The sequence below is a fragment of the Flavobacterium sp. LMO6 genome, from assembly GCF_009495795.1.
Lineage (GTDB): Bacteria > Bacteroidota > Bacteroidia > Flavobacteriales > Flavobacteriaceae > Flavobacterium.
The window spans coordinates 136,057-155,227 of record NZ_WIBH01000002.1; the positions used below are offsets into that span (position 1 = coordinate 136,057).

The following is a 19,171-nucleotide window of genomic DNA, read 5'->3' on the forward strand; positions in this document are numbered from 1 at the left end:
ATCTGTGAAATCTGTGTTTGTTTAATTTATAATACTAAAGGTTTCTCTCTCAATCCGTCTTCTTCATTGCTAACAATTCCTAAGGCTTCATATATGTATGCAAATGTTGATAATAATTCAGGTTTTCCATTAACAATAGCAACATCATGTTCAAAATGTGCACTTGGTTTTCCGTCGGCAGTAGTAATCGTCCAACCGTCTTTATGTTGTTTGATGTTTTTAGTTCCTTGATTAATCATCGGTTCAATAGCGATTACCATTCCGTTGACTAATTTTTTCCCTCGACCACGTTTTCCATAATTAGGAACTTCAGGATCTTCGTGCATTTTTCTGCCTAAACCATGTCCGCATAATTCACGAACTACACCATAACCGTGACTTTCGCAATATTGCTGAATCGCATGACCAATATCTTCAACACGATTACCCACTTTAGTTTCTCGAATTCCTACGTATAAAGACTCTTTAGTAACTTGTAATAACTTTTTTGTTTCTGGAGCAATTTCTCCCACTTCAAATGTATAAGCGTGATCGCCATAAAAACCATTTTTAAAAGCACCACAATCTACCGATATAATATCGCCATCTTGTAAAGGAATGTTGTTTGGAATTCCATGAACAACTTGTGTGTTTGGACTCATACAAAGCGAGTTTGGAAATCCATACATGCCTAAAAATGCAGGTTCTGCTCCGTGCGAACGAATAAAATCTTCCGCTAATTTATCTAAATGCAAAGTAGTAACGCCAGGTTTAATTTCCTTTGCAATCATTCCTAGTGTTTTAGAAACAATTAAAGCACTTTCGCGCATTAATTCTATTTCTTCAAGGGTTTTAAGTACAATCATAATACAAAATTTCGAAACAAAAATACGAATTCGAGAGCAATTTCAATTTCAAGAATAACTTTAATTTTAAATGATACTCTTTTTTACATGGAATTTCCTACTTCTAACTTCCTACTTTAAAATGAGAAATGTCATATTTTATTATTAAATTACCACATAAATTTGTACTATAAATTTCATTAGGTATGGGAAAATATGTAACTGCAGCGGAAGCTGTACAAGTAGTAAAAAGTGGTGATAGGGTCTATGTTCAGGCAGCAGCGGCTACACCAACAATATTAACAAAAGCTTTAACAGATAGAGCTTCTGAACTTAGAGATGTAGAAATATGTCACCTACATACAGAAGGTGATGCGCCCTATGCAAATCCTGCATTAGCGGATAGCTTTCATGTAAACTCTTTTTTTATTGGAGCAAATGTTCGTCATACACTAAAAGCAGGAAATGGTTCTTATACACCTGTTTTTTTAAGTGAATTGCCTTTATTGTTTCCTAAAAATGTTGTGAAATTAGATGTTGTTTTTATACATGTTTCACCACCCGATAGTCATGGATATTGTTCGTTAGGTGTTTCTGTTGAGGCAACTGTGGCTGCAATTGAAAATGCTAAAACAGTTGTTGCACAAGTTAATCCAAATATGCCAAGAACTTTTGGTGATGGAATTCTACACGTTTCTGAAATTGATTTTCTGGTAGAAGTTAATGTGCCAATTTTTGCTCATGAAGTAACTCCATTTACAGCCGAAGAAGAAAAAATAGGAACTTATGTTGCTTCATTAATTGAAGATAAGAGTACGTTGCAAATGGGAATTGGTTCTATTCCTAATGCAGCTTTAAGTAAATTAACCAATCACAAGGACTTAGGTTTACATACGGAGATGTTCTCTGATGGAGTAATCGATTTAATTGAAAATGATGTCATCAATTGTAATTACAAAGGAACTTTAAGAGGAAGAGCTTTGGCAACTTTTTTAATGGGTTCAAAACGTTTGTATGATTTCGTAGATGATAATCCGTTTATAGAGATGAAAGAATCTTCTATGGTGAATGATACCGCTCGTATTCGAAGAAATCCAAGAATGGTAGCTATTAATTCGGCTATTGAAGTGGATTTAACCGGGCAATTTTGTGCTGATTCTATTGGTAGTATCATGTATTCAGGAGTAGGAGGTCAAATGGATTTTATTCGCGGTGCTTCGTTAAGTGAAGGCGGAAAAGCGATTATAGCTTTACCTTCTACAACTAAAAGAGGCGAAAGTAGAATTGTACCTTATTTAAAACAAGGTGCTGGTGTTGTAACTACCAGAGCTCACGTACATTATATAATTACAGAAAACGGAATTGCCGATTTATATGGGAAAACCTTAAAACAACGTGTTTCGGAATTGGTAAAAATTGCTCATCCATCTCATCAAGAAGCTGTAGATCGTGCGTATTATGAAATGACGGGTTGCCATAAATAAAATGAATTTAATATAGATTAAGATAAATAAAAAAGGTTGTTATTTTTTTAAATTCTCTAAACACAGGTAAAAGTTTTTGATAAATTTTAAAAAATCTAACATTTTGATTTTGAATTTTTTAGCAAAAAAGCATTGTTTTTGAAAATAAACCAAACTTTAACCTTTTAGCAACATTAAATAGTCTACCTTTGTAAGGAATTAAATTTTTCATAGATGAACATTTTTGTAGGAAGTCTTCCTTTCAGTGTAGAGGAAGCAGATTTAAGAGGTTATTTTGAAGAGTATGGAGCTGTTGAATCAGTTAAAATTATCTCTGACAAATTTACTGGAAGAAGTAAAGGATTTGGATTTGTTGAAATGGCTAATGATGCTGAGGCTCAAAAAGCAATCGACGAATTAAACGGTGGAACTATCGAAGGTAGAAAAATCGTTGTTAACAAATCTGAACCAAAACCAGAAGGCGAAAGAAGAAGCTTCGATCGTAACGCTGGTGGAAGTAGAGGTGGTTTCTCTAACAATAGAGACAACAACTCAAGAGGTCGTTACTAATATATTTTTGGATATAAAACGGAAAAAAGCCTTCGCATTGCGAAGGCTTTTTTATTGCTCTATTTTTTAATTTATCGTATTAAACTAAAATGACCTTTAAATTCTTTCTTTACGTTGTCTTTTATATATTCAATAGTAAACCAATAATCTGTAGAAGGAAGTAGCTTGTTATTGAAAGTTCCATTCCATCCTTCACTATTAGGGTCAATTTGTTTTATTAATTTACCATATCTATCAAAGATTTTAATAATTGCAGCATCTAAGGCACTACTACCTTTAATATTCCAAGTGTCATTATAACCATCTGCATTAGGTGTAAAATAACTTGGGTAATCTACAATTGTAAATGTTGCACTAATATTTCCACAACCATATTTATTGATAACAGTTAATGTATAATCGCCACCTGGAATATTTGTAAATACATTGCTGGTTTGAAAATAAGATCCATTTATAGAATATAAATAATCGTTAGACACTGGGGTTACAATTGCTGTTACCGTATTTTCAATTCCAAAAGCAATTAATTCGTTTGGTGTAATTGAAAGTGTATTAGGTACAATTGAATTTTCTGTACTTGCATTAAATACAGAAGAACAATTAGCCGCATTTGAAATGTTTGTAACAACTACTGAATATTCACCAACAGTTGAAGTGGTAAAAGAAGTACTAGTTTCTCCAAGAATTTCATTACCAGATAATGCATCATAACCAGTAAACCATTGAAAAGTATAATCGCTACTGTTTAATAGCGTTTTTATTTCAACAGGATAGGTTATATTGTTTAATTGATCTACACAAATTGTGTAAGGTTCTTTTAAAAGATTGTTTTCTGGATAAGGTCTTACATATAAATCTAATTCTAAAATTTTATAACAAGCTAGTCCAGATTCGCTATCAATGTTTGTTCTACTATTTAATCTAACATATATCTTTTGAAAATTAATTGTAGTATTTAAGAAATTAGTTGGCGCCATTATACGATTTGAATTCGTATTACCTAAAGCATCAGAAAGTACTTTATAATATTTAAATTCTATCGTATTTATAGGAGTAGCTCCTGCCATTTGTAATTCCCTTGTAGTTAAATCAAAATATTCAAAACCAGAATCATTACATAATTCTATTTGTGTTGGATTATTAATGCTGCCAGGATTAGCCATTACTACTAAATTTAATGTAGTAAATGATTCGCATGAATTATTAGTCGCATCTACAACTTTACAAATTATGGTTGTTGTGCCACTAGTGTAATTGTCAGGAGTTGTAATAGCATTATTACTTAATACGTCTGAATTATTAGCGTAAAAAGTAACTTGATAATTTAAATTTCCATTAATGATTTGATTAATTCTACTTTCTAAATTAAAAGTTGCTGTAATATCTCCACAATGACGAATTGGTGATGGCTGAACAATCGTTGGGTTTGGAAAAACAGTTAAGTTAAAACTTACTATTGAAAAACATTGTGTTAGTGAATCAAATAATCGTGCAAAAACAGTTCTCGTTCCTAATGTTAATGGAAGCGGTATATTTTTGTTAATCACTAAAATATTATCTCTTGCGTTGTCAAATGTGTTAAAATAGGAAACTATTACTGTTGCATTTTGACCTGCTAATGCTTCTACGTCTTTAATGCTTAATAAATACGAATCTAGCAAACATAAATTTTCGTTCGCAATATTATTTTGTAAAGGGGCTTGTGAAACAATAACATTAAAAGTTCCAATTCCTTCACAACTTTGAGTTGTGTTTGAAATTACTCTTGTGTAAATAGTTGTTGTTCCAACAGGTATTTGACTTGAATTATTTAGTCCATTTAATCCAGTTGAAGCATCTGATGTATTTAAATGAAAAGAAATTGCTACATCAGAACTTGGAAAATAGGTGTTTTTAATTAAAACACGATGCGCATCAAAATTAACAAATCCGTAGTTTAGATTTATTTCCGGACAAACAGCTGGAATGTCAGGGTAATTTGCAACACTTGTTGGATTAATTTGTAGTATAAAATTTCCAACGCCAGATGATGTACAGTTTGGAGTTACATTTTCGTTTACGGCTTTAACATAAATAGTTTGTAAAAATGGAGAACTCGTATTAATGTAATTCGTAGGATTTGGAATTAATTGTGTTAACCCAGAATCAGAATAAAAATTCAAAGTTAATCCAGTAGTATTATTTGTAAAGTAATTATAAAGCTGCAAAAGATTGGTTTCAGCAATTCCATCTAATGTGTTGCCAATATAATCACATTGTTCTAAAGTAGTAGCAACTGTATTTATTATTGGTAAAGCATTGATAGTAATAGAAATTGTGTTTGAGGTATTTGTACAAGTTCCTTGTTCTACTGTTTCTAAATAATATTGAGAAGTAGTGTTTAATGCTTGATTTAATTTATTTACGTTGTATGAAGAATTGTTTGCACCAGGAATTATTACTCCGTCTTTATACCATTGATAGGTTAAAGTACTATTTAAACTAGCATTCGCGTTTGTAGATGTAATAGTATAGGTGTCATCTTCACAAATTGAGGTGTTAGTTGCAATTTGAACACTTGGATTTGCAATGATTCTTATTACATTAGAATCTGTTTCTGAACAAGGAGAATTCGTAATTTTTATGAAATAATCTCCTGGTAAAGTAGGTGTGAATGAAGGTGTAGTTGCACCATTAATAATTATATTATTTCGATACCATTGATAGTTTAAAATGTCAATGGTAGAACTTAAATCTGTAATATTTATAATTGTTGATGTTAATTCTGGATTTGTATTTAAACAAATAGTATTCGAATTTGAGATACTAACATCGGGTTTTACATGAAACTTTAAATTAGCTTCAGATTCACTCACTCTTAAACCAGTTAAGCTTCCTGTCGGATTTACGGTAATATCATAGGCGGTGGTAACCACTTTATAAATGCCGCTTTCGGTAACAATTAGATTATTTGTGGAAGAAGTAGCATTTGAAATTGCATTTATTTGCACTCCATCTTTAAACCAAGTGTAATTGAATCTTAAGTTAGCAGGAACGCCCGGAAAGTCAGAAATATCAATTGTTGCTACTATTTCTTTAGAGTCAGGTTTACAATAATCTAAATTAGTTAATACCGAACCATCAATATTGTTCAGACTAACAGAAGATAAGAAATCGCAATTGGTACTTCCACTACCACCTGTTTGCGTAACAGATATATTTCCTGCTTGACCAGAGTAATTATCAATAACAATTACATATAAATCACCTGCATTACTATTAGGAATATTGACAGTTTCAACGTTGTCTGGTAAATAACTACAATCTATTTCATTTGCAGGATTTAATTGATTACAAATGTTGTTTAAATTTTGAAAAGGTCCCCATAGTACAAAATCCACATCGGAACCATTTCCAGCCAAATTTTGTTGACTAATTTGTAACGTGACATTTCCAGGATTATCTATTTCGATAAAAAACCAAGTAGGGCCTACATATTGTGTAGGAATACAAGTTGAATTAAAATTTTCTCCATTTCCACCAACAGAACTGCTGAACGGAATATTTGTGGCACAAGATTGATACGCTGCAGGATTAGCAGCTAGTTCGGCACAAGAAGATGCTCCTCCTTGGCCGAATGACCTTATACTTATAAAAAGTATAAAAATTAATAAATAAGGATTTGTTTTTTTCATGTTTATAGTTTGGGATTGCTAATTTATTACTTTTTCGTATTAAACCCGCATAATTAACAATTTTCCTTATTTTATGCTCAATTTTAGTTCGGATTTGCAATAGTTTTATATAGGCCAATAATTGCATTTAAATATCGGTTTTCAAGAGCAATTTCATTAAGTTGAGAACTAACTAAAGAATTCTCTCTTGAATTTATGATAAATAATGAACTTTCTCCCATCTCAAATAATCGGTCTTCTGCATTTAACAAAGTAGTAAAATCTTTAACTAGCTTGGTGTTATAATCTTGCTGAATTTCAAGTGAAACAATTTCTTGTTGTTGAGAATTAATTTTGTTTTCCAGGTTTTTTCTTTCAAATTGTAATCCGAATTCGGAATCTTGAATTTTTAAGTCGGCTAATTTTAAACTTCCTCTTTCTTTTCTAAGAAATATGGGAAATGAAAAATTGACTCCAATTTTATAATTTTCTAAACGATAATTATCAATGTAACTTGGTTCCGATAAATAGTTATAACTTAAGTCTAATTTTGGCAATAATGAATTTGCTTTTAATTTTCGATCTACTTTTAACATTGCTATTTTTGAGTCTATTGCTAAAATTTTAGGATGATTGTCTAGGTCAATTGGTGCAAGTTTATTTATTTGCAGTGTTTCTTTTATAGATTTAGAAAGAAAATCTTCGGGTTGTAAATTGTCTTTTAATTCTAAAGGAATATTGTTTTCAAGCCACAAATAATTTGATAATTCTAATTTTGCTTTTGTAAGTTTAAGTTTAGCATCTTCTAAATTTAATCTTCTGGTTTTAACGGCAATTCCAGCTTCTATACTATCAATTGCAGGTTTGTCTCCTTCTTCAATTAATTTTGCTACTCCCTTGTATCTAATTAAAGCATTTTCTAAATAGTTTTCATAAAGTTTAACTTCGTTAAAACTTCTTTTCCAGCTCATATAACTTACAGAAGCCGCATAAATAACTTCAACGGCCTGAAGGTTTCTTTCTGCCGTATTTAAATTTCTAGCAATTTTAGCCTTTCTTATATCGGCCATGCGTTGATTAATGAACAATCCTTGACCAATAGGTACAGAAATTCCTAAAGAATTTAATCCGCTATTAGGTAAGGTGTTTTCTGGATTTACATATATTCCTTCGGCATTATCAAATCCGGCTTTTAATTCAATTCCATACCAAGTCGGAATTTTAAAACTACTATTTAAAATAGAATAATATTCACTGTTTTTAAATTGCTTTTCGTTGTATTCTACTTCTATTTTTGGATCAAATGCACCTCTCGCTTGCATTAAATTTGCTTGAGCTTCATTCAGTTTTAAATCGGCTTGTTTTACAAGTGGATGGTATTTTTTTACATAACCCAAAAATTCATTAAAGCTGAATTCGGTCATGGTATCTTGTCCAAATAAACTTAGATTACTACAAAAGAAAAGAAATAAATAAAATAGTTTCGATTTCATTATTTTTTTGTTTTTTCTGTTGATGTTGGTTCGTAAAAGTTTGGCGGGAATCCGTTTAAAGTTCTCCAAATTTCAAACCAAATTGGCACATCGTTTAACAAGGCTAATGTTTGTGTTCCGGCTCCTATACTTAATTGTTTTGGCCATTTTTTGTCTTGTGGGTCTGGAGCAATTAAAACACGATATTTTCCGTTTTGACTGATAAAATTTTCTTTTGCCACAATTACACCACCAAATGTTCCAAAAGAAGCACCTGGCCAACCGCTAAATACAATTGTAGGCCAACCATCAAACCAAACACGAACTTTTTCGCCTTTGTTTATTAACGGAAAATTAACTGGATCGATATACGTTTCTACAGCAATTTCAAAATTAGCAGGCATAATACTTACCACAGATGTTCCTTCTTTTATGGTTTCTCCAATACCTGATTGTAATGCTCTGTTTACATAGCCATCTTGTGGGGCGGTAATGTAATACATTCCATTTCTAATTTGATAGTTCTTATATTGGTTTTTAAGTTTATTTACTTGCGCTTCTGTATCAAATTGCGAACTTAATGCGGTTTGTTTATCGCTACTCGCTTTTGCATTTTTTTCTGCATATTCTGCGCTAATTCTGTTAAGCTCCATTGTAGCATTTAATACTTCATTTTTGCTAGTAATATACTTGTTTTCTTGCGTAATTATTTTTGCCTCTGTGTCTTGAAGTTTCATTCTTTTTTCTTCAACATCAGTCATAGGCTTTAATCCTTCTTTTTCTAAATTTACAGAACGATTGTACTGTGTTCTTGCAATTTTTAATTGAGTCTTACTTGCTTCAAAATCGATACTATCACTTTGAACTTTTAAATAAGCTTGTTTCAGTTTATTTTGAGCTTGTTTTAATTTCAGATTTTTTTCATTTTGAATAGCACTCATTTGATTTTCTAACGCTAAAACTTTATCTGAATATGATATAGCAGCATTTTCTTTTGCTTTTACTTGATTGCCAGTGTTTTCAACTAAATCAGGATCTAAGTAGTCTTCTTTTGTTTCTGAAATAAATATAATGGTATCGCCTTTTTTTACAAAATCGCCTTCTTGAACATACCATTTTTCAATTCGCCCACCAATAATAGTCTGAATGGCTTGTGGTCGTTGATTTGGTTTTAAGGTAGTTACTGATCCTTGCCCTGAAACATTTTGTGTCCATGGTAAAAATAAAAATACAAGTAAAAGTATACCTAAAACCCAGATTGTTTTTTTTATGTTTTGATAGCCTTTGTTGTCTTCAAAAACTTTGGATGATTTGTATTTATTTATATCAACCCAATTTTCAATTCTGTTATTTGTTATGTTTAACATAATTATTTAATAGATTTGATTGTGTTATTTTCTAATGTTACAATTTTTGTACATTTTTCTTTCCAATAATTTCCTTTTGCTATTACAACTAATGTCCAAGGATTTTTTGGACTGGTTAAGAAATCTATAATTTCTCCCGCACTATATTTATCTAATTTTTCTACAGGCTCTTCTAAAAATAATACTTTTGGGTTGGTGATTAAACAACGTGCTAATAATATTTTTTGAACCGATGCCGAATTAATTCTTTTTCCTTCTGAAACCATTAGAGTATCCAACCCTAAAGGTAATGATTTGATTAAATCGGTTAATTTTAGTTTTTCAAGTAAGTCAGCAACTTCCTTTTTAGAAATATTAGGATTATTGCAGGTAATGTTTTCATAAATAGTTCCTTCAAAAGGGCTGTCGTCTATTGTAATTACTCCAATGTTATTTCTAAAATCATCAATACAATATTTTTTGATGTTTGTATTGTTTAAGAAAACACTACCTGTAGATGGTTCTAAAAGTCTTGCTAACAAACGAAGCAAGGTTGTTTTGCCACTTCCGTTTTCTCCTTGAATAAGCATTCGGTCCCCTTTGTTTAATTGAAGATTGATATCTTTAATTACAGGAGTTTCACTGTCTGGGAACTGAAATGAAATTTCTTTAGTTTCCATACAAATGGTATCATCATCTATATAGTATTTAGTAGTTTTATTTTCTGCGGTATGTTCTAGTTCTAAATCTACAACAGCTCCTAACTTTTCTAAAGACGTGGTTACATCATAAAACAATTCTAAACCATAAAACAATTTTTCTACAGCAGAAATAATGGTAATAATAATAATTTCTGCGGCTACAAACTGACCAATGTTCATTTGTTGATTTAAAACTAACATTCCGCCAATAATTAACAAACCAGCTGTAATAACAACTTTAAAACCAGTTAATTGAATAAATTGTTTTCTTAAGACCTTAAAATGACTTTCTCTGTGTACCAAATATTCATTTACTAATGTGTCATTTTTATTTAATGAAAAGTCAAATAGTTTTCCGTTTTTAAAACTCAAATGATTTCTAGCAATTTCTTGAAGCCAATGTGCCACTTTATATTTGTACTTTGATTCTTTTAAACTGGTAGATAAGCCAGAATCATAATTTATTTTAAATATTAAATAAAGTAAAACTAGTAGTATAATTCCAAAAAATATAAAAAATGGATGGTAAAGCGATAACAATAATATTCCAAATATAATTTGAAGTGCAGATGTAGAAACTTCTAAAATTAATTTTGAAAATCCTTTTTGTACGGTTAAGGTGTCAAAAAATCTATTGGCTAACTCTGGTGGTGAGTGTTTGTAAATTTGATTGAATTTAATTTTTGGAAATCGGTAAGCAAATTCAAATGACGAACGCACAAATATTTTTTGCTGAATATTTTCGGTAATTCTAAACTGCATAATTTTTAGAATTCCTACAAAAGCAACTCCTAAAACGACTATAAAAACCAATACAATCCATGAAGTACTTACTTGTCCTGCCTGAATAAAGTTGATAATTGATTGAATACCTAATGGTATAGATAAACTTATTAATCCTGCTAAAACGGCATAAATAAGTAGTTGATACACATCTTTTTTATCAACTAAAATTAAATTTTTAAATCTCTCTATTGGGTTCATAGTAATGTTTTTTTAATCATATGAATATAAAAATCAGATAAACAATCTTTTTCTGATAAGTTAGTTATTGTTTTAAAATGATCTTTTAAATAATGTTGGTGTAACGATCCTTGTACTAAGGAAGATGCCAAACTTTTAGAATAAGGATAATTAGGGTTAACTAAACTTATAATTTCAATCAATCTATTAATTAATCTTTTATAAACTAAGAAAAAGCCTTCTTTGTTTTCTTCATCTACATCTTTGGTTAATAATGTTTTTGAAAAATCAGATATTATAATTCTATTGAGTATTGATTCGTCAATATGTGGCGTATTTTTATCGTCTACAATATTTTGAGTTATTATTTTAATACTAATGGTTAGTTTTTCTATAGGATCAATTATGTTGTGAGTTGCAAAAACTAAATTATATTCCAGCCAAGACCAATACCAAGAGGAAAGATAAACTAATAATTTGTGTTTGTTTTCAAAATAGCGATAAATAGAACTTTCATTAGAATTTATTTTTTCTCCAAGTTTTTTAAAAGTAAAGGCTTCAAAACCAATTTCATCGATTAGAATGATACTGTTTTTTAAAATTTTACGTCCTAATTCTGAAGTTTCAGGATCTTTAACGTATAGTTTATCGTTAATTGTAATTTTTAGATTTGAAAGTAAATTTGGCATGGTAATATTGTTTTATAACATGATTTTAAATCCGAAATTCAAATTTCTCTGATCCAACAATTCTGGTTTGATATGATTTTTTCTTAAATCTAAAAATTTTAAATGATCTAAAGGTTTTAGATTTGGAATTGTTTTAAAATTATTGTCATTCAAATATAAATTTTCTAAAGATTTTAATTTTTCAATTTCACTTGGCAACTTGTCTAAGTTGTCGTTTTCAAGGTGTAATGATTTTAAGTTTGGTAGTTTAGCTAATAATTTAAGTGTTTCAGGTAGTTTCAGATTTTTTTCATCATTTAAATATAACTCTTCTAAGTTAATTAAATTAGAGAATTCATCTGGTAATGCTATAAAATCATTGCCACTTAAATCTAAAATTTTCAAGCGTTTTAAATAGGAAATCTCTTTCGGTATTTGTTTAAGTTTGTCATTTTTTAAATTTAAATACTCTAAATTAATAAAAAGTTCCCATTGTTCATTGGTGATATTAATTTCTTGATTACTTAAGTTTAATTTATATACTTTTTCAGGATTTTTTAATGCATCATCAATATTTGTATATTCTTTATCTGCATCATTATTTTGTGCAAATGATGAAACTCCTAAGAAGAAGATCAAAGCTGAAATTTGAAATACTTTTTTCATAGCGTTAGATTATTAGTTAAATCCGATTGCAAATATAATAGTAATACTATCAAATTATAAAAGTTTAACTTTTATTTTAGAAATGATCAAAAAAAAGTCTCGATTTTGTCGAGACTTTTAAATTATTTTAAATCATAGCGATTGATTTTCCATCTTCGCCATCTTTTCCATCTTCACCTTTTTGATGCGTTGAGGTTCCGGGTTTTCCGTCTTCTCCAGGTTTTCCATCTTGCCCTGATGCTCCTTTAAATGTGCTTGAGCATCCGAAAAAAGAAAAAACTAAAAGTGCTAAAACTATTTTTCTCATTATAATAAAGAATTACAAGTCATTACTTCAGGTTTTTCAATTCCCATTAATTCTAAAATAGTTGGTGCTATATCACCTAAAACGCCATTATTAATGTTTTTTAAGTTTTTATCAACTAAAATAATAGGAACCGGATTGGTTGTATGCGCTGTATTTGGAGAACCGTCTGGGTTAATCATTGTTTCGCAATTTCCGTGATCTGCAATTATAATCGTTGTGTAATTGTTTTCTAAAGCCGTTTCAACCACTTCTTTTACGCAAATGTCTACAGCTTCGCAAGCCTTAATTGCAGCTTCCATAACTCCTGTATGTCCTACCATGTCGCCATTAGCAAAATTTAAACAAACAAAATCAACTTCACCTTTTTTAAGTTCAGTAACTAAAGCGTCTTTTAATTCAAATGCACTCATTTCTGGCTGTAAATCGTAGGTGGCTACTTTTGGAGAATTTTTTAAAATACGTGTTTCGCCCACAAAAGGTTCTTCACGACCTCCAGAAAAGAAAAAGGTAACGTGTGGATATTTTTCTGTTTCGGCAATACGAATTTGTTTCTTGTTTGCTTTTTCAAGAACTTCTCCTAAGGTTTCAGTTACATTATCTTTGTCATAAATTACATGAACATTTTCATAGGTTTCATCGTAATTTGTCATGGTAACATAATACAAATTTAATTTGTGCATGTTAAATTCATGAAAATCTTTTTGAGACAATACTTCGGTTAATTCTCTTCCTCTATCGGTTCTAAAGTTGAAGAAAATAACAACATCATCGTTTTTTATTTGAGCAATAGGATTGCTATTTTCGTCAACCATTACAATGGGTTGAATAAATTCGTCTGTTACGTTATTTGCATAACTAGCGTTAATACTGGCTACTGCATTTGTTGAGTGTGTTCCTTCTGCATTAACCATTAAATCGTAGGCTAATTTTACTCTTTCCCAACGTTTGTCTCTATCCATTGCATAATATCTTCCAATAACTGAAGCTAATTTTGCATTGGTGTTTTGAAGATAATTTTCTAAATCTGAAATATATTTTACTCCCGATTTTGGATCTACATCTCGTCCATCTGTAAAAGCATGAACATACATGTTTTGCACTCCTTCTTTTTGTGCTACATCAATTAATCCTCTTAAATGCGAAGTGTGAGAGTGAACTCCACCATCAGAAACTAATCCTAAAAAATGAATGGCTTTGTTGTGCTTTTTTGCATAGTTAAACGCATCCATAAGTGGTTTTTCTTGGCTCATGGTTTTGTTTTCAACGGCTAAATTAAGTTTAGCTAAATCTTGATAAACAATTCTACCAGCACCAAGATTCATGTGGCCTACTTCTGAATTACCCATTTGACCTTCGGGTAAACCAACATTTAAGCCGTCTGTTCTTAATTGTGCGTTTGGATATTTAGAATATAAACCGTCTATAAAAGGTGTATTTGCGTTATCAATAGCAGAAACTTTCGGGTCAGGCGATTTCCCCCAACCGTCTAATATCATTAAAATTACTTTTTTGTTCATGATTTAGTGTTTGTACAAATATAAGCATTTGCGTTTTTTTTAAACCAAAAACAGTAAGAAATTACGAAAACGTTTAAGAAGTGTTATCCTTTTTTTATCCAGTTTTTTGCCTGATTGTAATCGATAAAATAGCGAACACTTACGGATAAAATATGATTTAAATTACCTTGAAACAAGTTAGAAAGATTTGAGTTGAAATCTTTATTGATGTTTCGGTCAAAAGTAGCCGCATTGTTTCTATACAAAACAGACATTTGACTTCCTGGTGCAAACCACCATGAATAGGATAAGTCTAAATTCCAAGTACTAAAATTTGAGTTTTTATTGGTTGAATATGAAGTGTTTGTGGATAAACTTCCATCTTCATTCAAATTATTAATTTTATTGTTTTCTGCTAATGACCAATAATGTCTAACCGATAAATTAAAATTCATTACACTACTAATAGAAAATTTACTTGTAATAGAATTAGTGTAAGTGTCTCTATCTCTTCTAGCAAAAATAATATTAGAGTCTTCAAAATCGATGAAGCCAATATCATTTTGTTGTCTGAAGTAATCAAAACTATAGACTAATGAAAACTTATCGCTAAAACGATATCTAGGACTAATATTTACTCCGGCTTCATATCGGTTTTCATTAATTACATGGGTTATATAGGGGTTAATATCTAAAGCAAATTTGTTGTTGTAATTTGACGAAAAATAGAAATAACCTCCTGCATTTTTAGGATTTACAAAATATCTATTAGCAACTCGAGGTTCGTAATAATCGTAACTTTCAAATGGATTGAAATTAAATCCTCCACCAAAATAATGATTTTTCTTATTTGTAGAATTCAAATTCACATTAAAATTACTTGATTGAATTTGATTGGTAGGTTTGTAAAATTCAAAATAGGATGCCAAGCTTATTCTAAAAGTATTAAAAATGCTATTTGGATTTAAAATGCGATAACTGGCATTGTTATAAACAGAATAATAGTTGGTTCTAAAGTTTATTCCCAAATCATTATTATCAAAATCTTTAGACATGAATTCGCCACCAACACTGTATCTAAAGTTGCCGCTATTTTCTGCTAGAAATAAGGATGCGTTAATTCCGTTTGTATTTTGAGTATCGCTAATACTACTCGATTTTAATCCTCCCGAAACATTGTATTTATTGGTTTTGTTGTTTAAGTCAAACAATAATCCAGTTACATTGGCATCTCTGAAACTTCCGTCTCTTGTGACATTTGTGTTGATAAAAGTTACCGATGAATTTTGATTAAATCGTTGGTCAAATACTGTTACATTGTAATTTGTTAGTGGCGAAACAACCATTTGTCTTGTTTCATCATTATTGTTGTTGGCTACCGTAGCCATCGTTTTTTCGGTTATGGCATTAAGAAAACCAATACCTAATCCGTCTTTGTCACGTCCTGAAATTTTCATTGCGTTTAACAGATTTATGGCGCCAGGATATTCTGAAATAAATTCGTTATCCGCTAAATTAAGATTTAGATCAGGAGTTTGTCCAATTCTTCGCGAATACAGTAAATTTCCTTTACTAAACAAATCGGTTCCTTCTGTAAAAAATGGTCGATTTTCGTTGAATTGTTGTTCAAATGGCCCTAAATTTAAAATAACATTATCGTATTTAGTTTGGCCAAAATCGGGAACTAAAATAGCATCTAAAGTAAATGCATCGTTAATTCCGTATTTAACATCTAATCCGCCTTTTAATTCTCCTTTTGTTTTTTGTGTTTCACTTCCAGATAAATAAAATGAAGTGTACGGAATTAAAAATAATCGGGTAGGGGTTTTAATATCTTCAATTCCGGTTAAAAGTCCTGCTTGTTGCGAAATAGCTCCAATCTTATTGTCAATAGGACTCCAAGTGTATTTTTGTCTTTCTCTTCTTACTTCTCTAAAAAAATTAAGTCCCCAAGTTTGCTTTTCTTGTTCCGGAAAACGTAAAGCAGCATACGGAATTTTCATTTCAATGATCCAGCCAAACTCGGTTGTTTTTGCATCGCTTTCCCAAATGGCATTCCATGAGCCGTCTTCTCCATCAGAAGATGTAAAATTTGTATCAATTTGTCCATTAGCTGCGGTTACAAAAAACCTAAATTCTTGTTGCCCGTCATTATATCCATTGATAAAAACACCAAAAAAATCAGATGTTCCAATTTCGTCTCTTTCAACTAGTTCTTTTAATATTTTAGAAGGATCAGGGTCGTACAACGTAGCGCCAATATATATGGCATCATCTGTATACAAGACTTTTACTTCTGTTCTAAATTCTTTTGGAATTGGAGTACCGTTCTTAGGTTCAAATGAAACAAAATCGGTTGCTATTTCTGCATTTTCCCATGATTTTTCATTTAAATTGGCATCAATAGAAATAAATTCGGATGTTTTGGTTGTCGCTATTGTCTTTTTCTGCTGAGCTAATGCGCCAGTTGAAAAAGAGATAAAAATAAATACAAGTAGTTTTATAGAGTTTGTCATATACAGAATTAGAGATGCAAAATTATCATATTCCTATATATGTCTCCTTTTTTTATATAATGTTTAACTTTTGTACGAATAATCGACGAAAGGTTAAAATTTTCGACAAAATGCTAAATAAAGTTTGTAGGTTTAAAAATAATAAATATATTTGGCTCTTTACAACAACAATATAACTACAAGAATAACAATGATTTATAGAATTTTGCCTCTAATTTTATTTTGTGTATTTTCCTTTAAGCCTTTATATGTATTAGAAAATGCAAAGAATGAAGTTATAGTTACGGATCCAAAATTAATTGCTGCCAACACAAAAGCTGCTTTTATTGCCGAAAGTAAATCTTTCTATAATTTAATTGATACAAATGGTTATAATTTGCCAACATTTGAAAGTTTTATTGCCGGTTTTGAAGGATATGAAAAGCTAAAGCAGCAAGGAAAAGTTGTAAATGAAATTTTAACTATTATTGATTTTAGTTTGTCATCTACTCAAGAAAGAATGTGGGTTATAGATATGAAAACTCAAAAAGTAATTCTAAAATCGCTTGTAGCTCACGGTAAAAATTCTGGTTTAGAATACGCTACAAATTTTTCAAATATAAACGAATCTTTTAAAAGTAGTTTGGGTTTTTATGTTACTGGTGAAGCTTACCAAGGGAAACACGGATTGTCTTTACGTTTAGACGGAATGGAATATGGAATTAATGATAAAGCAAGAAATAGAGCTGTAGTTATTCACGGAGCTGATTATGTAAGTAAATCGTTTATTAAAAACACAGGAAGATTAGGCAGAAGTCAAGGATGTCCTGCTGTTCCTTATGAAATTCACCAAGAATTAATTCAAACTATTAAAGATAAATCTTGTATTTTTATATACCATCCTTCAAGAACTTATGTTTCAAAATCTAAATTAGTTTCGTAAAAGTTTATTCTTTTAGTTACTGTTTTTTAATTTTTCGTACAAGCTTTTATCAAGATCATAAATATCCTCTCTAAATTGAAGTTTGTTGTTTTCAAACCAACTTGTCCAGTAAAATATGTAAATATTAACGGTGTCTTTTATTGAAACTGTTTTTGTTTTTTCTAATTTTATGATGGAATCTATTTCAAATCCGCTCCATTTTTCCGGATTACTTTTTACTAATATTTGTTTCACTAAAACTAATGGGGTTTCAACTCTAACGCATCCAGAACTTAAAGAACGATAGGTTTTAGAAAAGTAGTCTCTATGGTTTGTATCATGCAAATATACCGAATGGCGATTTAAAAAATTAAGCTTAACCAAGCCTAGAGAATTATTATATCCGGGTTTTTGAACATATCTATAACTGTTTGCTTTTGCAGGATTCCATTCTTCAGGACTTACTTCAGTTCCTTTATTATTGTAAATTGTTAAACTTCTTGACGGGAAATAATTTCTGTTTTTAGAAGCAGCCGGAGTTAAATCTTCTTTTATTATAGTGGGCGGAATTGTCCAAGTAGGATTAAAAACAAAATTTGACAATTTAGATGTAAGAATAGGTGTTTTTCTTTTTTTAGTTCCTACAACTATTCGGTATTTTGCAACAGTGTCATTATTTGTAACATAATTAAGCATGTATTCCGGAATATTAGCAATAAGGTATTCTTCTCCTAAATTAAAAGGATACCATTTCCAGCGCTCTAAATTTGCAAATATTTGCTCGATTCTTTCGTTTTTAGTCGTGTTTAAAGCTTTAATAGTTCCAATTCCAATAACGCCATCTTGAGCTAATCCGTGTCTTGCCTGAAAACGTTTAACTGCTTTATAAGTTATGGTGTCGTATACCCAAGTTATTAAGCTGTCTTTGTTTTTGTAATCTTTCCAATAGGCTAGTCTTTTTTTAATTTTTACCATTTCAGGTAAAGTGTCATTTAAAATAATTTTGTTTTTAATTTCAATTTTCTGAAAAGAGATATTGGGTAATTTGTTAATTTCTAATAAACTTTTCTTTAGTGATTTATAAACAATATGATTTGGTTTTAAAGCATTAAAAGTACTTGCGATTGTTTTTTCTTTAATTCCTTTTTCAAGTAAGTTTGAAAGTGCAATTTCTTTAGGATTTAAATCCCAGTCGTTGTAAAGTTCTTTAGGATTTAGTTTTCCTTTGTAAAGATGATTCGATAATTTTTCAAAATTTTCAGTTAATAAAATATCATATTTTATAATTTCATCATCTTTTAGCTGTGCTCTTTTTTTCTCTAATTCTTCAATGATCTTTATTTTGTAATCATCTGGATTCAATCCATCGTTATAGCAAAATTTGATTTCGTTAATTAAATCTTTTCTGTTTTCGTCTAAATACCAAATTTCATGAAAATTAAGTTTCTCATAATATAATTTTAAACTGTCTGTTTTATTGGTGAGTAAATCGGGATGCACCGGTCTTATTACAACATTTAAAATAGTATCCTTAATTATACTGTTGTCAAAAGGAATAACTTTTGGTTCTTTTTTACAAGAAAAAAGAGCTAAAAGAACAAGTAAACAAGTTATATTTTTCATAA

At 30.2% G+C, this 19,171-nt stretch carries 14 protein-coding genes; 3 read left to right on the plus strand and 11 right to left on the minus strand.

What is annotated here, in order from left to right; translation table 11 throughout:
* Window positions 1–26 precede the first annotated feature (26 nt).
* Window positions 27–845 carry a type I methionyl aminopeptidase gene (gene map, locus GFJ99_RS03150; RefSeq protein ID WP_153207494.1) on the minus strand — a complete coding sequence of 273 codons (819 nt, stop codon included), beginning with the start codon at window positions 843–845 and terminating at the stop codon, window positions 27–29.
* 185 nt (window positions 846–1,030) lie between these two features.
* Here map and GFJ99_RS03155 point away from each other — a divergent pair, with 185 nt between their 5' ends.
* Window positions 1,031–2,308, plus strand: coding sequence for an acetyl-CoA hydrolase/transferase family protein (locus GFJ99_RS03155; RefSeq protein WP_153207495.1), 1,278 nt, complete (start codon window positions 1,031–1,033; stop codon window positions 2,306–2,308).
* Between the two features lie 213 nt (window positions 2,309–2,521).
* Window positions 2,522–2,857: an RNA-binding protein gene (locus GFJ99_RS03160; RefSeq protein WP_008256280.1), complete on the plus strand. Its 336-nt coding sequence runs from the start codon at window positions 2,522–2,524 to the stop codon at window positions 2,855–2,857.
* A 71-nt stretch (window positions 2,858–2,928) separates the two neighbouring features.
* On the opposite strand, the gene GFJ99_RS03165 is transcribed toward GFJ99_RS03160, so the two are convergent.
* From GFJ99_RS03165 to GFJ99_RS03205, 9 genes are all read right to left on the minus strand, one after another.
* Window positions 2,929–6,531, minus strand: a complete 3,603-nt coding sequence (locus GFJ99_RS03165) for a T9SS type B sorting domain-containing protein (RefSeq protein ID WP_153207496.1) — start codon at window positions 6,529–6,531, stop codon at window positions 2,929–2,931.
* Window positions 6,532–6,614: 83 nt separating this feature from the next.
* A complete protein-coding gene (locus GFJ99_RS03170; protein ID WP_370454288.1) occupies window positions 6,615–8,003 on the minus strand; it encodes a TolC family protein in 1,389 nt (462 codons plus the stop codon).
* Window positions 8,003–9,349 (minus strand): HlyD family secretion protein, encoded by a 1,347-nt coding sequence (locus GFJ99_RS03175; protein ID WP_153207497.1) that lies wholly within the window; start codon window positions 9,347–9,349, stop codon window positions 8,003–8,005. The genes GFJ99_RS03170 and GFJ99_RS03175 overlap by 1 nt, the downstream gene beginning before the upstream one ends.
* Window positions 9,350–9,351: 2 nt before the next feature.
* Window positions 9,352–11,013, minus strand: coding sequence for a peptidase domain-containing ABC transporter (locus tag GFJ99_RS03180; RefSeq protein WP_153207498.1), 1,662 nt, complete (start codon window positions 11,011–11,013; stop codon window positions 9,352–9,354).
* Window positions 11,010–11,681: a TetR/AcrR family transcriptional regulator gene (locus GFJ99_RS03185; protein ID WP_153207499.1), complete on the minus strand. Its 672-nt coding sequence runs from the start codon at window positions 11,679–11,681 to the stop codon at window positions 11,010–11,012. Before GFJ99_RS03185 ends, GFJ99_RS03180 begins: the two co-directional genes overlap by 4 nt.
* Before the next feature lie 12 nt (window positions 11,682–11,693).
* Entirely contained in the window at window positions 11,694–12,326 is a 633-nt protein-coding gene (locus GFJ99_RS03190; protein ID WP_008256289.1) for a leucine-rich repeat domain-containing protein, read from the minus strand.
* 127 nt (window positions 12,327–12,453) lie between these two features.
* Window positions 12,454–12,633: a hypothetical protein gene (locus tag GFJ99_RS03195; RefSeq protein ID WP_008256291.1), complete on the minus strand. Its 180-nt coding sequence runs from the start codon at window positions 12,631–12,633 to the stop codon at window positions 12,454–12,456.
* Window positions 12,633–14,150, minus strand: a complete 1,518-nt coding sequence (gpmI, locus tag GFJ99_RS03200; protein ID WP_153207500.1) for a 2,3-bisphosphoglycerate-independent phosphoglycerate mutase — start codon at window positions 14,148–14,150, stop codon at window positions 12,633–12,635. The genes GFJ99_RS03195 and gpmI overlap by 1 nt, the downstream gene beginning before the upstream one ends.
* A gap of 83 nt (window positions 14,151–14,233) precedes the next feature.
* Entirely contained in the window at window positions 14,234–16,645 is a 2,412-nt protein-coding gene (locus tag GFJ99_RS03205; RefSeq protein WP_153207501.1) for a DUF5916 domain-containing protein, read from the minus strand.
* Between the two features lie 190 nt (window positions 16,646–16,835).
* Between GFJ99_RS03205 and GFJ99_RS03210 the strand changes: the two genes are divergently transcribed.
* On the plus strand, window positions 16,836–17,567 hold the full coding sequence (locus GFJ99_RS03210) for a murein L,D-transpeptidase catalytic domain family protein (protein WP_153207502.1): 732 nt from the start codon (window positions 16,836–16,838) through the stop codon (window positions 17,565–17,567).
* 12 nt (window positions 17,568–17,579) lie between these two features.
* Here GFJ99_RS03210 and GFJ99_RS03215 read toward each other — a convergent pair whose 3' ends face one another.
* Window positions 17,580–19,169 (minus strand): murein L,D-transpeptidase, encoded by a 1,590-nt coding sequence (locus GFJ99_RS03215; RefSeq protein WP_153207503.1) that lies wholly within the window; start codon window positions 19,167–19,169, stop codon window positions 17,580–17,582.
* Window positions 19,170–19,171: the final 2 nt, after the last annotated feature.

Coding starts and splice junctions, on each gene's coding strand:
- map (WP_153207494.1), bottom strand. CDS start 845: ATGATTGTACTTAAAACCCTTGAAGAAATAGAATTAATGCGCGAAAGT.
- GFJ99_RS03155 (WP_153207495.1), top strand. CDS start 1,031: ATGGGAAAATATGTAACTGCAGCGGAAGCTGTACAAGTAGTAAAAAGT.
- GFJ99_RS03160 (WP_008256280.1), top strand. CDS start 2,522: ATGAACATTTTTGTAGGAAGTCTTCCTTTCAGTGTAGAGGAAGCAGAT.
- GFJ99_RS03165 (WP_153207496.1), bottom strand. CDS start 6,531: ATGAAAAAAACAAATCCTTATTTATTAATTTTTATACTTTTTATAAGT.
- GFJ99_RS03170 (WP_370454288.1), bottom strand. CDS start 8,003: ATGAAATCGAAACTATTTTATTTATTTCTTTTCTTTTGTAGTAATCTA.
- GFJ99_RS03175 (WP_153207497.1), bottom strand. CDS start 9,349: ATGTTAAACATAACAAATAACAGAATTGAAAATTGGGTTGATATAAAT.
- GFJ99_RS03180 (WP_153207498.1), bottom strand. CDS start 11,013: ATGAACCCAATAGAGAGATTTAAAAATTTAATTTTAGTTGATAAAAAA.
- GFJ99_RS03185 (WP_153207499.1), bottom strand. CDS start 11,681: ATGCCAAATTTACTTTCAAATCTAAAAATTACAATTAACGATAAACTA.
- GFJ99_RS03190 (WP_008256289.1), bottom strand. CDS start 12,326: ATGAAAAAAGTATTTCAAATTTCAGCTTTGATCTTCTTCTTAGGAGTT.
- GFJ99_RS03195 (WP_008256291.1), bottom strand. CDS start 12,633: ATGAGAAAAATAGTTTTAGCACTTTTAGTTTTTTCTTTTTTCGGATGC.
- gpmI (WP_153207500.1), bottom strand. CDS start 14,150: ATGAACAAAAAAGTAATTTTAATGATATTAGACGGTTGGGGGAAATCG.
- GFJ99_RS03205 (WP_153207501.1), bottom strand. CDS start 16,645: ATGACAAACTCTATAAAACTACTTGTATTTATTTTTATCTCTTTTTCA.
- GFJ99_RS03210 (WP_153207502.1), top strand. CDS start 16,836: ATGATTTATAGAATTTTGCCTCTAATTTTATTTTGTGTATTTTCCTTT.
- GFJ99_RS03215 (WP_153207503.1), bottom strand. CDS start 19,169: ATGAAAAATATAACTTGTTTACTTGTTCTTTTAGCTCTTTTTTCTTGT.